This is a genomic window from Methylobacterium sp. A49B (assembly GCF_053346215.1).
The window spans coordinates 26,811-40,100 of the sequence record NZ_JBKFBO010000117.1 but is presented as its reverse complement, the minus strand read 5'-3'; the positions used below and the strand labels follow the sequence as shown (position 1 = coordinate 40,100).

The window sequence follows — 13,290 nt, the reverse complement described above, 5'->3', positions numbered from 1 at the left end:
GATCACCCGCCATATTAGTCCGTGAATATTGAAAAATGGTGTGATGCAGTGCTGTTGAACAAACAACGCGCTTCTTGAACGAACGGGTCTCGGCCGAAGCCGCAGGCGCTCCCGGGCTGCGGGACAATCTGGTCGGCGAGAGTGATGCTATCGCGCATCGCGACAGCAGAGAGCGCAAATCTCCCTGCAACCGACGGTATCCAGTCCGGCGGGCTCGGCAGGTCGGCTCCGCGCCGCCCCAAGGCGCCGCCGCGCTCGCGCAACCCGGGCGGGTCCGTTACCAGCGCGGTGCGAAGGCCGGGGCGTGGCCCCGTCAGGATCATTCGCGACCCCGATCCGCCTGCAAGGTCGGCTTACGCCTCACTCACCGATGCCAAACAACTTCTCGATGAAGTTGCGGTCATCCTTCTGCGCGCGGCGGGCTGGCGCGGCCGGACGCGGCGCCGGCGCCTCGGGCTCGCCGAAGATCTGGCCGAGGATGCCGGGCGGAGCGCCCGGGCCTGCGCTGGCCACGGAGGCGGTCGTCTCGGGCGCCCTGCGCCAGCGGTTGAGGCCGGGAAGCGGGACCGGATTCTGTCCCTTCAGCGCCTGCGTCATGTAGGTCTTCCAGATCTCGGCGGGCAGGTTGCCGCCGGAGACCTTCTTGGTCAGCTCACCGTCGTCGTTGCCGAGCCAGACGCCGGTCACGAGGCTGCCCGAGAAGCCGATGAACCACGCGTCACGGTAATCCTGGGTGGTGCCGCTCTTGCCCGCGAGGTCCCAGCCCGGGATGTCGGCCTTCTTGCCGGTGCCGCTGACGAAGGTCTCGTGCATCATGGCGTTCATCATGCCGTCGGCATCGGCGCTCATAACCCGGCCGAGCCCGCTGTCGGCGCGCTTGTAGAGCACCTTGCCGTCCGCGCCCTTCACGGCCGTGACCACGTAGGGGATCACCCCGGTGCCGCCGTTGGCGAAGGCGCCGTATGCGCCGACCATCTCGAGAAGCGTCACCTCAGAGGTGCCCAGCGCGATCGAGCCGTTGGCTTGCAGCGGGGACGTAATGCCGAGCCGTTGCGCGGTCTGCACCACGGCCTTCGGGCCGACCTCCTGGCCGAGGCGAACCGCCACGGTGTTGAGCGACTGCGCCAGCGCCGTGCGCAGCGTGACCGCCCCCTCGTAGCGGTGGGAGTAGTTCTCCGGCGCCCAGTTTCCGATCCGGATCGGGGCATCCTCCCGGACCGTTTCGGGCGTGGCCCCGTGCTCCACTGCGGCGAGGTACACGAAGGGCTTGAACGAGGAGCCGGGCTGGCGCTTGGCCGTGGTCGCGCGGTTGAACTGGCTCTGCGCGTAGTCGCGTCCACCGATCAGCGCGCGGATCGCCCCGTCGGGCCGCATCGAGACCACGGCGCCCTGGGCGACGTTGAAGCGGGCGCCCTTGGCGTTGAGTTCCTCGGTCAGTGCCCGCTCGGCGGCGGCCTGAAGGCCCGTATCGACCGTGGTCTGCACGGTGATGTCGGTGTCGAACTTGCCGACATAGTCGTCGAGCACGTCCATCACGAGGTCGGCGACGTAGTTGGCCGAGCCGCCGCCCCGGGCGTTGGCGGGTTTCGCCGGCTGGGCGAGCGCCACCTTCACGTCCTGAGCCGGGACGAAGCCGAGGTCCTGCATGGCGGCGAGCACCTGCGCGGCCCGAGCCTGGGCGGCGGGCAGGTTGCGGTTCGGCGCAAGGCGCGAGGGCGCCTGGACGAGGCCGCCGAGCATCGCGGCCTGGGCGAGACTGACCTCCTTCGCGGGCTTGCCGAAATAGCGCTGCGCCGCCGCTTCGACGCCGTACGCGCCGGCGCCGAAGTAGACGCGATTCAGATAGAGTTCGAGGATCTCGTCCTTCGTGTACTTGTGTTCCAGCCAGAGGGCCAGGATCGCCTCTTGGATCTTCCGCGAGGCGGAGCGCTCGGGCGTCAGGAACAGGTTCTTGGCGAGCTGCTGCGTCAGGGTCGAGCCGCCCTGCGCGACGCCGCGACGGGTCAGGTTCTGGCCGATGGCCCGCAGGATGCCGACCGGGTCGACGCCGAAATGCTGGTAGAAGCGGCGGTCCTCGATCGCCACGAAGGCGCGGGGCAGATAGGGGGGCAGCTCCCTGATGGAGACGACCCGGCCGCCCGTCTCGCCGCGGTTGGCCAGGAGCGAGCCGTCGCTCGCCAGGATGGCGATATTGGGCGGCCGCTTGGGCACGGCGAGCTGGTCGATCGGCGGCAGCTGCGAGGCGTGATAGGCGATGAGCCCGGCCAGCCCGATGACGCCCCACAGGCCGAGCACGACGGTCGCGTAGACGAGGCGCCCGAGCCAGGATCGCCGGCGCCGGCCGCGGCCCGTCGATTTCGACCGGCCCGCATTCCGTGCCGGCGCCTTGGCCGGCCGCTGCGCCGCCCCGCCCGATCTCTTCGCCACGCGGTCTCCTGACCCGGGACGGTCCTCCCGGCTCAGGCGCAGATCGAGTTCGCCGCGATCCCGCGTGCGCCCTTCGGGCACGTCGAAGTTCGGCTCAATCCTGCCCCGACCCTTGGCCATGCATCCCGTCTTCGAATGATCCGGACCCGCGCGCGTATCCCTGCGGCGCGGAACGGTTTCCGCACGCTAAATGCGGCGGTTTAAGGGGCCGTTATCGCGGCGCAGCGGTCGATCTCGGGCCGCATGGTCGGGTCAGCCGTCACGGCCCTGTCACCGGATCAGTCCGTCATCCAGTCCCGAGCACATGCCGGGCCTCGTCGAGGAGAACCTGATGCCGGGCGGATTGCGGCCCGGAATCCGGTGTCTCGCGACCCAGGCGCGCGATCCGCGACAGGAACAGGCGGCGGCGCAGCCCGAACCGCCCGATGCTGGCCGCGAAGGCCCGCAGGACGAGCCGGACCGCCTCCGTTCGTTCCCGCTCCCGCACGAGTTCGTCCTTCAGCGCCGCCTCGCGCCGCAGCGCCGCCTCCAGCTCGTCGCGGATGGCCGTGCGGCCCGCTTCGTCGCCGCGCGCCGCGTCAAGCCGGATCCGGCATTCCTGCAGCGCACTGAGCAGGAGCAGTTCCTGCGCGGACGCGTCCCTCATCTCGGCCTCCCTGCGCACCCGCCCGGAGCGAGCGCGGCGCGACGTCCGATCATCCTGCCGGCGATAGCCCACATCGGTCAGGACGACCGCCGATCGCGACGCCATAGCGAGCGCGGCCGCTGGCCGGAAGCCGTCATCCGGATTATCCGGCACGGTGAAGGCGGACACGGGGGAATCGGGGCGTGCGCAAACGGATTATTCTGGCCGTGGGGGCCGTATCGCTCGGATTCGGCCCCATGGCGATTGCCCCGGCCCAAGCCTACCAACTCGATACGGTGAACCTCGTCGGGTGCGCGCAGGAAGGCGGCATCTGCCGAATGCCCTATCCGACCAACGTGTATTACGGCGTTCCCGGCCGGACCAACGGGCGGCCGTTCCCTCAGGGCGGGGCCGTGCCGTGCAACAGCCAGGCCTTCGGTGATCCCGCACCCGGCCAGGCGAAGAGCTGCTGGTACGCGCCGCGCATCACCGCGGGCGGCGCTAACGACCGCGTCGGGAATGACCGCGGCGGCTACGAGCGCGACGGCGTCCGCGACCGCGACCGCCGGGACTATGACGATGAGCCGCGCCGCGACACCTATCGCTACGGCCGCGACTACGATCGGCCGCCGGCGCGGCGTCCTGACGACGAGGATTACGGGCCGTCCCGGCGCCGCTACCGCGCCGATCCGGACGATGAGTGAACTGGGAACATAGCGAGGCAGTCCGCGTCGGTATCCAGCCTGTTAACCGCCCGTCGGCATCGTCCTGGCCGACCGGGTCGAGCCCTGCGGGCTCGCCCGCTCGTTGAATGGGGAGGCTGATGACGGAGAATCGCCGCGGCGCTTTCCGCAAGAACGCCTTCACGTTCGGCACGCTCCTGCTCGCCGAGGGCGAGGTCGGCTGCTTGGTCTGGGACGCCACCGAGACGGGCGCCCAGATCGAGGTGGGAGACGCCGAGATTGTGCCGGAGCGTTTCTCGCTGCGCCTCACCGAGGATGGCGCCGCGCGGCAGGCCGCCGTGGCGTGGCGGCGCGACCGCCGGATCGGCATCGCCTTCGAGAGCTGACGCGCCGCCTCAGGTCGCGTGGAGCGCCGAGCGCGGTCGCGCGCCGGTCTGCGCGAGCCGGAACCGTCCCGGCCTCACGAACAGGAAGCCGAAGCGCGTGCCGCGCACCAGACGCTCGAGGGCGAGCGGCAGCAGCACGGCCGCCGCCATGACGGTGAGGCTCGCGACGCCGATATCGGCAATCGCGCCGGTGCGGACAAGCATCTCCCGCACCGCGGCCATCGGAATCGAGAACGCGAGGTAGATCACGATCGAGCGCTGTCCGCAGGTCCGCAACGCCTCCCTGACCGGGCCTCCGGCCCGGGTGATCAGCGCGGCCGCCACCACGATCGCCAGCGCACCGGCCGCGCCGAGGGCGAGGCTCACGAGCGGCAGGCTGGCAAGGGTCGGATACGCCGGATCGCTCGACGGCGTCAGGGCGAGCCAGCTTTCGACGGCCGCCCAGGCGGCGAGTCCGGCGAGGGCGAGCGCGAGCCGCTCCCGCGCGGCGTCGGCCAGGGCGAAGATCCGGTCGGCGAACAGGTAGCCGGCGACGAAGTAGACGTAGCGGCCGCAGAACTCCTCGATCAGGGTCGAGTCGCTGCGGATGTCGGCGATTTGAAGCAGGGCGGCTCCCGCCAGCAGCGCCAGCCCGGGGGCACGGCGGAGCGCCTTGGTCACCACCGAGAACACGGCCAGCAGGTAGATGAACCAGAGGCTGGAGTAGGGCTCGATGAGACCGTCCGCGAGATGCGCCGCGAAGGCCGCCGGCCCGCCGTCACCGACGATCTTCCCGTAGCGGGCCACCGACTGGATCACGAGCCAGAGCAGGTAGAAGTAGGCGAAGTGGACCACCCGCCGGTCGGAGAAGAGGCGCCAGTCCCGGCCGATGACGCGGCCCATGAACAGGCCGGACAGCAGGAAGAAGTCGGGGATCCGGAACGGCTTCGCGAAGGCGACGACCGGATGCAGGAAGCCCTCTCCGCCCATGGCCTCGCCGGTGCCGGTGACGGAGTGCATCATCACGACCAGCAGGATGCATATGCCCTTCGCGACGTCGACCCAGGCCAGCCGGCCCGCCGTCTCTCCTGCCTGATCCATCGGTCCCGTCCCCCTGGCCGGACCATCCTGCCTCGACAAGGTTGACGGGATCGCGCCGGGCGTCGGACGACCTGCCGACGTGCCCAATGCCAGGTAAACGCCGGCCGTCAGCCGGCTGCCCGTGCCGCCTGCCGATACTCGCTCGGCGTCATGCCGAAGCGGGCCCTGAACCGGCGGGAAAAGTGGGCTTGGCTGACGAAACCGCAGCCGTAGGCGATCGTACCGACGGCCATGTGGGCCCGCCCCGGATCCGTCAGACGCAGGGCGGCGGTTTCGAGACGCCGCTGCCAGATCCAGTCGGCGACGTGCTGGCCGCGCTCCTGGAACAGCTCCTGCAGCCACCGGAGCGAGATGCCCAGCGCGGCCGCGAGCTGCGGTGGGTCCAGCGCCGGATCGAAGAGGTTGGCCTCGACATAGGCCTTGGCCCGCTGGACGATGACGGTGCCGTGCAGCGATTTCGGAACGTCGCGGGCCAGACCGTCGGCGATGCTTGCCACGATGAGATCGACGCCGATCGAGGCCATGCGCGCCGCCGTAGCCGGCAGGAGTCCCTCGTGCGTGCGGACCAGTTCGGTGAAGAAGGTGCTGACCAAGGCCGTGCTCGGGCGATCGGCGCCGAAGGCGAGGACCGTGTAGTTGCGCGCCGAGCCGAGCGCGCCTTCCAGCCGGGCGCGCGGAACCTCAATCAGAAGGGACTGGGTCGGCACGGGGTATTCCAGGACGGCCGGCTGCGCGCGGTCGACCACCACCATGTCGCCGACCTTCTGGATCAGGGCGCGGTCGTGCTGCGCGGTGGCGGCGCTGCCCGAGAGTCGCAGCGTGACCGACAGGGTATGCTGCTTGCTGTGCCGGCGAATGCTTCCCGGCGTGAATTCGGTCCGGAGGGTCCCGAACGTCGATCGCGTGATTAAAAGACCGCCGATATCGGCCGCCTCAAGCGACCCCTCGAACACCGAATCCCCGATTTTTCTCGCCTCGCTCGGGACGAGCCGCTCGTACGAGACATCGCGCCAGACGTCGAACTTCTTGCGCGATGCAATGCCGGAGGTCGAGATCAGAGAGCGCATCGACGCGTCGACTGGCGAAAACTGGCCGCGACTCTAGGCGCCACACCGGACCGGCTCAAGATCGGTCGCGCAATCGTCAGGGCAGGCGCATCTGAGGGGCGTGCCGCCCATCCCGGGTCTTCGATCAGGTCCGGCGCTTGGCCCCGCGCCGCTCGCGGGTCATGCGCGTGGCGGTGTGAAAATCGTTGGGTTTCCCGCGAACCCAGGCGAGGAAGCGGGCGATCTCAGGATCCGACCGCAAGGCCTCCACGTCGGCGAGCCGCTTGGCGATCTCGGCCTCGCTGTAGCGGGCATGGATCGCCGAATGGCAGATCTGGTGCAGCCGGACCGTCCCGCGATGCGTGCCGCCCTTCAGCTTCGGCGTCAGGTGATGGAGGCTGGAGCGCGCACGGGGCGGGATCGGCCGCTCGCAGAGCGGACAGACCGGGTCGACCCGCGCCGCGGCGCCGTGCGTCTCGGGGTCATCGGCGCTCCAGCGCCGGGCGCGCCGGCCGACCATCCGCCTCCTCCTCGTTCCATCGTCACCGCACCGCCGCGTCGGCCCCGGTGCAGGCCGCGTCCAAGCCGCCGCGGAACAGCGCCTCGGCGTCGTGATCCCGGACGCCCAGGATGGAGACGTGGTCGCCCGGGATGACTTCGAACCGCGCCCGAGGTCCCGCGGCCCGGGACAGCGCCAGGGCGAGCTTGGCCGGGACAATCCCATCATCGCGGCCCTGGATGATCAGGACGGGGGCGGCTCCGGCGCGGATGCGCCGGTCCGAGCGGTAGGTGTCGCGCAGGAACCAGGACGGGACCAGCGGGACATGCAGCCGCACCACGTGGGTCATCGAGTCGAACGGCGCCTCCAGGTAGAGGCCGATGGCGGGCACGCGCTCGGCCACCGCGATCGCGACGGCAGCGCCCAGGGAATGACCGTGCACCAGGATCGGCGAGCCCGGCGCGCGCTCCGCGGCGGCGGCGACGGCGGCCAGGCCGTCGCGGATCAGGCCGTCCTCGCTGGGCATTCCGGTCGACCCGGGGTAGCCGCGATAGGCCGGCGCCAGCACGCCCCAGCCGCCCGCGCGCCAGGGGCCCGCGGCGAAGCGTTCCGCGTGCGGCTCGGGGTAAGAGCCGTTGCCGTGGAAGCTGACGACGACCGCGCAGCCCGGGGCCGGCGGTCGCCACAGGGCGTGCAGCCGCTCCCGATCCTCTGTGACGACGGTGATCGCCGCGACCCCCTCGGGCGTGGGCAGATTCACAGGCGCTCGAAAAGCGCCCGGGTAGAGGAATCGGCGCTGGTTGAGCGCCAGTACGGCCAGGGCCGCGCCGTAGACCAGTCCGATCGCGAGGCCGAGGCCGATCAGGAGACGCATATCGGGCAGGCGGCGGCGACCGGGCGACGGATGGATCGGATCTTTCCTCTACGATCCGGGCCCCGCATTGACAAAGGCTTCTCCGGGCCCGAATCTTGAACCGTTCCGAGGGGGGCCCCGCAGGGGGCTGAGATTGGGCACGCTGCCCTGACCCTTGAACCTGATCCGGCTCATACCGGCGGAGGGACGGGAACCTGCGGTCGCACGCGTGCAGCCGGATCTCATCTCACCCATCGCGTGGACCGGACCGCTCCAGAACGAGGAGAGGCCCACGATGAACGCACCCGTTCTCCCCAAGGACGTGAAAGGCAGCCCCGAGGCCGTGACCACCGGTCCGGTCACAGGATCGCGCAAGGTCTACGCGAGCCCGGCCGGCCGGCCGGATATCCGCGTACCCTACCGCGAGATCGCCCTCTCCGATCCCAAGGAGGCGCCGGTGCGGGTCTACGACCCGTCGGGCCCCTATACCGAGACCGACGCGCGCATCGACCTCAATGCCGGTCTGCCGGGCGTGCGTGAGCCCTGGCTCGCGGGCCGTGGCTACGCGTCTGTCGAGCCCAGGGCGGTGAAGCCCGAGGACAACGGCTTCGCCGGCGACAAGCTCGTGGCCCCCTGCCCCGCCGAGCGGACCATCCGCAAGGCGGCCCCCGGCCAGATGGTGACGCAGTACGAGTTCGCCCGCGCCGGGATCATCACCGAGGAGATGATCTACGTCGCCCACCGGGAGAACGCCTGCCGCGAGCAGATGCTGGAGGGCGCGGAGGCGGCTCTCGCCGACGGCCAGAGCTTCGGGGCGTCGGTGCCGCCGTTCATCACCCCCGACTTCGTCCGCGAGGAGATCGCCCGCGGCCGCGCGATCATTCCGGCCAACATCAACCACACCGAGCTGGAGCCGATGGCGATCGGCCGGAACTTCCTGGTCAAGATCAACGCCAACATCGGCAACTCCGCGGTGACGTCGTCCGCGGCCGAAGAGGTGGAAAAGCTGGTCTGGTCGATCCGCTGGGGCGCCGACACGGTCATGGACCTGTCCACCGGCCGCAACATCCACAACATCCGCTCGTGGATCATCCGCAACAGCCCGGTCCCGATCGGCACGGTGCCAATCTACCAGGCCCTGGAGAAGGTCGGCGGCGACCCGCTCAAGCTCGACTGGGAAGTGTTCAAGGACACCCTCATCGAGCAGGCCGAGCAGGGCATCGACTACTTCACCATCCATGCCGGCGTGCGGCTCGCGCACGTTCCGCTGACCGCGCGGCGCGTCACCGGCATCGTCTCGCGCGGCGGCTCGATCATGGCCCGCTGGTGCCTCGCCGGGCACCGGGAATCATTCCTCTACGAGCGGTTCGACGAGATCTGCGACATCATGCGGGCCTACGACGTGTCGTTTTCGCTCGGCGACGGCCTGCGCCCCGGCTCGATCGCCGATGCCAACGACGCCGCGCAATTCGGCGAGCTGGAGACGCTGGGCGAACTGACCAAGATCGCCTGGGACAAGGGCTGCCAGGTGATGATCGAGGGCCCCGGCCACGTGCCGATGCACAAGATCAAGGTCAACATGGAGAAGCAGCTGAAGGAGTGCGGCGAGGCGCCGTTCTACACCCTCGGCCCGCTGACCACCGACATCGCTCCGGGCTACGACCACATCACCTCGGGCATCGGCGCCGCGATGATCGGCTGGTTCGGCACCGCGATGCTCTGCTACGTCACGCCGAAGGAGCATCTCGGCCTGCCCGACCGGGACGACGTGAAGACCGGCGTCATCACCTACAAGATCGCCGCCCACGCCGCCGATCTCGCCAAGGGGCACCCGGCCGCGCAGCTCCGCGACGACGCGCTGAGCCGCGCCCGGTTCGATTTCCGCTGGGAGGACCAGTTCAACCTCGGCCTCGATCCGGACACGGCCCGGCGCTTCCACGACGAGACGCTGCCGAAGGACGCCCACAAGGTCGCGCATTTCTGCTCGATGTGCGGGCCGAAGTTCTGCTCCATGAAGATCACGCAGGATCTCCGCGCCGAGGTGCTGGCGATGGAGGAGGCCGGCGAGGTCGTGGGCGCATCGCCCGCCATGTCGAAGGCGGAGGCCGAGGCCGGGATGCGGGCGAAGTCGCAGGAATTCCTCGCCGAGGGCGGAAAGCTCTACGTCGACGCCGCGGAATGAACGACGGCCGCACCCGGGTCTCTCACGACCCGGGCGCGTCTGCCTCGCCGCATTGGCTTCTTATCGAGCAGCCCCACGATCCGGCGGCGCGATCCCATCCTCACGGGTGCGGCGAAGGCATTTTCGGACCTGCGGCCTTCGCGCACGCTGCGCCGCCCGATCACTCCGCTGGGATCACAACGACGGCAGCCCGCGCAGTTCACCCGCAGCCGCAGCGGTTTTCCGCTGCCGGGCGGCCTGCCTGTCGTGCCTGAACGGACAGCAAAAGCGCCGCGCATTTGTGGCCGCGCGCTAACGCAATCTTCATCGCAGGCGCGAACGGCGCTGCGCAAGCGGTGGATGAGCGGCCACCGTTAAGGGACGCTTAGGCGGCATCCCGGCTGAATCCTTCGATCACAGGATCGCAGGAGATCAGCCATGGAGATCCGCCCGCTCAGCACCCCGACGCCCGGCCCGCAGGGTATCGACGCGCTCGGAGCGACCGCCGCCTCCGCGGCGACGCAGGAGGCACCCGAGCCCACGTCGGCCGCGCTCGAACCGGCCGTGAAGCTCGACATCGGCGCGCCCCAGAGCAAGGCGCGCTTCATCCAGGATCCCGACACGAGCGCGATCGTCTTCCAGGTCGTGGATTCGTCCTCCGGCACCGTGCTGGAGCAGCTGCCAAGCGAGACGGCCATGCGCAACCGCGCCTACGATGCCGCGCGCGAGACACGTGGGTCGCAGGCCGGCAGCCTGTCCCGGGTGGCCTGAGCCGCCTTCAGGCCCGCAGGCGGCGGGGGGCCGCATCCGGTGCAGGTTGCCCGAGGCCGAACGGCGCGAGCGGCAGGATCGTCACGGGCTCGTTCCGCCGCGCGACCACGACGCTGTTCTCCGCCACCGCGGTCCATGTGCCGTGGTCGCGATCGAGTGGCTCGGACGCGATGACCACACCGCCCTCCGAAGCGCGATAATAGAGCGAGTTGGCCTTGTCGTTGGCCGCATAGCGGAATGCGTAGAGGTCCCGCCCGTCGGCGAGGGCGGCGGTGAACCGGAACGGATGCTCCCCCGCGAGCTCGGTGAGGCGCTTGAGCGCCCGCGTCGTCGCCTCCACGGGATCGCGCCGCGGACCGTCGCCCATCAGGCCGCAGCCGAGAAGCCCGAGAAAGATCGCTTCGGAATCTGTCGTTCCGGCCCGCGACGGGTAGAGCTCGTCGGGGATCATCGCTTCGACGGGCCGGCGCAGGCGGCTCCAGTCGCCGATATAGCCGTTGTGCATGAACAGCCAGGGACCGCACGCGAAGGGGTGGCAGTTCGGCCGGGTGATCGGCGTGCCCGTCGCGGCCCGCACATGCGCGAAGAACAGATGCGAGTGCAGGTGCCGGCACAGGTAGCGCAGGTTATCGTCGGACCACGCGGGCTGCACCTCGCGATAGCGGCCGGGCTCGGGGTGGTCGCCGTACCAGCCGAGCCCGAAGCCGTCGCCATTTGTGGCCGCGGTCGATTCGAGGGCGTGGATACTCTGCGACACGAGGCTGTGAGACGGCTCGGTGACGTAGTGCTCCAGCGGGATGGTGCGTCCCGCGTAGGCGATCCAGCGGCACATCGACAGGCTTCTCCGGGTGTCGGTCGCGGGTCTGATCCGGGACGATCGTGGACAAAGCGCGGCACCTTGAGCGCCGCGTCGATCACGATCCCTCGCGAGAGCCGTGCCGCCACCGGGTCGTCAGACGCTGTGCGTCTGCAGCCAGCTCTCCAGCAGGGCAACCTGCCAGAGCTTGGAATTGCCCTTTGGCGTGAGGGTTCCGTCCGGATCCGCGAGCAGGTGGTCGACGTAGCGGCGGTTGAAGATGCCGCGGGCACGCGCCTCCGGCCGGTCGAGCACGTCCCGAACGAAATCGAGGAAGGGCCCGCGGATGTGCTTCAGGGCCGGGACCGGGAAGTAACCCTTCTTCCGGTCGATCACCTCGGCCGGGACGACCGCCCGCGCCGCCTCTTTCAGGATGTACTTGCCGCCGTCTCGGACCTTCAGCTCCGCCGGAATACGGGCCGCGAGTTCCAGGAGGTCGTGGTCCAGGAACGGCACCCGCGCTTCGAGACCGCAGGCCATCGTCATGTTGTCGACGCGCTTCACCGGGTCATCGACCATCATGATCTGCTGATCGAGCTGAAGCGTCTTGTCGATGGCGCCCGCGCTCATGGAGGTCGAGAAGAAATCGACGAGATAGTCGGTGCTGTAGTCGCCGCTCACCATGTCGGGCGCCAGCGCCTCGCGCATCTCGGCGTGGTCCCGGTCGAAATAGGCCTTGGCGTAATCCGCGACCGGATCGGTCGAGCCCATCAGCTTCGGATACCAGTGGTAGCCGCCGAACACCTCGTCGGCCCCCTGCCCGCTCTGGATCACCGTGACGTGCTTGGCGACCTCCTGCGACAGGAGCAGGAACGCCACCGCGTCGTGACTCATCTGCGGCTCGGACATGGCGGCGATCGCCGCGGGCAGCGCCTCCAGGGTGCGGGATCCGTCAACGGCCAGCTTGGTGTGGTCGGTCTCGAACGTGCGCGCGATGATGTCCGAATACTTGAACTCATCGCCCTCGACGCCGTTGACCGCGTCGAATCCCACCGAGAAGGTTTTCAGGCCCGCCTGGCCCTTGCGGGCGAGCAGTGCCACCAGGATCGAGCTGTCGAGCCCGCCCGACAGCAGGACGCCGGTCGGCACGTCGGCGACCTGCCGGCGCTCCACCGCGGTGCCGAGGGTCTCCAGCACGGCCTCGCGCCAATCCGCCTCGGTCATTCCACGATCGTCCGCGCGCGGTCCGATCGTCACCGTCCAGTAGATCTCCTCGCGGCGCGTCCCATCCGCCTCAAGGGTGAGGATGGTCGCCGGTGCGAGTTTCCGCACGCCCTTGAGAATGGTCAGCGGCGCGGGCACGCCCGCGTGCCAGCTCATGTAGTGGTGCAGCGCGGCCGGATCGATCGCCGTGTCGACGCCGCCGGCCGCCAGCAGGGCCGGCAGCGAGGACGCGAAGCGGAAGCGGCCCGGCGTCGCGCTGTAATAGAGCGGCTTCACTCCGAGCCGGTCGCGGGCCAGCACGACGCGGCCCGAATCGCGCTCGAGGATCGCGAAGGCGAACATCCCGTAGAAGCGCTCGACGCAGGCCTTTCCCCAGGCGTGATAGGCCTTCAGAACGACTTCCGTGTCGCTGGTCGAGAAGAAGGCATAGCCCTTCGCCTCCAACTCCGAGCGGAGCGTGCGGAAATTGTAGATGCAGCCGTTGAAGACGATGGCGAGGCCGAGCGCCGGATCGACCATCGGCTGCTGACCGGCCTCGGACAGATCGATGATCTTGAGCCGACGGTGCCCGAAGACGACCCGGCCCGCGCCGAACAGACCCTCGCCGTCCGGTCCGCGCGGGCGAAGGCTTCCCATCATGGCCGCCACGGCAGCGGGGTTGGCTGGTCCGTCGAAGCTGATGTCGCCGCATATCCCGCACATCGTCGATGCAATTCTCCGTCCAGGTCGCGACGCTCCC

Annotated in this window: 12 protein-coding genes and 1 riboswitch; of the genes, 4 read left to right on the top strand and 8 right to left on the bottom strand. The window is 69.6% G+C overall.

The genetic code is table 11. The features are described from left to right. Nucleotides 1-360: 360 nt before the first annotated feature. Together ACLBX9_RS21455 and ACLBX9_RS21450 are read right to left on the bottom strand one after the other, a co-directional pair. Entirely contained in the window at nucleotides 361-2,547 is a 2,187-nt protein-coding gene (locus ACLBX9_RS21455; RefSeq protein WP_447720357.1) for a transglycosylase domain-containing protein, read from the bottom strand. Between the two features lie 166 nt (nucleotides 2,548-2,713). Beyond that, entirely contained in the window at nucleotides 2,714-3,073 is a 360-nt protein-coding gene (locus ACLBX9_RS21450; RefSeq protein WP_010682340.1) for a hypothetical protein, read from the bottom strand. A gap of 182 nt (nucleotides 3,074-3,255) precedes the next feature. Between ACLBX9_RS21450 and ACLBX9_RS21445 the strand changes: the two genes are divergently transcribed. Continuing rightward, nucleotides 3,256-3,756 (top strand): hypothetical protein, encoded by a 501-nt coding sequence (locus tag ACLBX9_RS21445; protein WP_010682341.1) that lies wholly within the window; start codon nucleotides 3,256-3,258, stop codon nucleotides 3,754-3,756. A gap of 119 nt (nucleotides 3,757-3,875) precedes the next feature. Further along, complete coding sequence (locus tag ACLBX9_RS21440; RefSeq protein ID WP_010682342.1) at nucleotides 3,876-4,121, top strand: hypothetical protein; 246 nt, start codon at nucleotides 3,876-3,878, stop codon at nucleotides 4,119-4,121. A gap of 9 nt (nucleotides 4,122-4,130) precedes the next feature. Here the strand turns inward: ACLBX9_RS21440 and ACLBX9_RS21435 are convergent, their stop codons facing one another. The 4 genes from ACLBX9_RS21435 to ACLBX9_RS21420 form a co-directional block, all read right to left on the bottom strand. After that, the gene (locus tag ACLBX9_RS21435) at nucleotides 4,131-5,201 is read right to left on the bottom strand and encodes an acyltransferase family protein (RefSeq protein WP_447720356.1); all 1,071 of its coding nucleotides are present in this window, start codon (nucleotides 5,199-5,201) and stop codon (nucleotides 4,131-4,133) included. Nucleotides 5,202-5,308: 107 nt separating this feature from the next. Further along, entirely contained in the window at nucleotides 5,309-6,268 is a 960-nt protein-coding gene (locus ACLBX9_RS21430; RefSeq protein ID WP_447720355.1) for a helix-turn-helix domain-containing protein, read from the bottom strand. Nucleotides 6,269-6,392: 124 nt separating this feature from the next. Further along, the gene (locus ACLBX9_RS21425; RefSeq protein ID WP_447720354.1) at nucleotides 6,393-6,767 is read right to left on the bottom strand and encodes a restriction endonuclease; all 375 of its coding nucleotides are present in this window, start codon (nucleotides 6,765-6,767) and stop codon (nucleotides 6,393-6,395) included. A 22-nt stretch (nucleotides 6,768-6,789) separates the two neighbouring features. Then, nucleotides 6,790-7,620, bottom strand: coding sequence for an alpha/beta hydrolase (locus ACLBX9_RS21420; protein ID WP_447720353.1), 831 nt, complete (start codon nucleotides 7,618-7,620; stop codon nucleotides 6,790-6,792). Between the two features lie 98 nt (nucleotides 7,621-7,718). Next, a riboswitch (TPP riboswitch) is annotated at nucleotides 7,719-7,824 on the top strand. A gap of 70 nt (nucleotides 7,825-7,894) precedes the next feature. On the opposite strand from ACLBX9_RS21420, the gene thiC reads away from it, so the two are divergent. Both thiC and ACLBX9_RS21410 read left to right on the top strand, forming a co-directional pair. Continuing rightward, nucleotides 7,895-9,781, top strand: a complete 1,887-nt coding sequence (gene thiC, locus ACLBX9_RS21415; protein ID WP_010682347.1) for a phosphomethylpyrimidine synthase ThiC — start codon at nucleotides 7,895-7,897, stop codon at nucleotides 9,779-9,781. A gap of 417 nt (nucleotides 9,782-10,198) precedes the next feature. Beyond that, nucleotides 10,199-10,531, top strand: coding sequence for a hypothetical protein (locus ACLBX9_RS21410; protein ID WP_447720352.1), 333 nt, complete (start codon nucleotides 10,199-10,201; stop codon nucleotides 10,529-10,531). A 7-nt stretch (nucleotides 10,532-10,538) separates the two neighbouring features. On the opposite strand, the gene ACLBX9_RS21405 is transcribed toward ACLBX9_RS21410, so the two are convergent. Both ACLBX9_RS21405 and ACLBX9_RS21400 read right to left on the bottom strand, forming a co-directional pair. Then, a complete protein-coding gene (locus tag ACLBX9_RS21405; protein ID WP_447720351.1) occupies nucleotides 10,539-11,363 on the bottom strand; it encodes a class II glutamine amidotransferase in 825 nt (274 codons plus the stop codon). Between the two features lie 120 nt (nucleotides 11,364-11,483). After that, nucleotides 11,484-13,253 carry an N-acetylglutaminylglutamine amidotransferase gene (locus tag ACLBX9_RS21400; RefSeq protein ID WP_447720350.1) on the bottom strand — a complete coding sequence of 590 codons (1,770 nt, stop codon included), beginning with the start codon at nucleotides 13,251-13,253 and terminating at the stop codon, nucleotides 11,484-11,486. Between the last annotated feature and the right edge of the window lie 37 nt (nucleotides 13,254-13,290).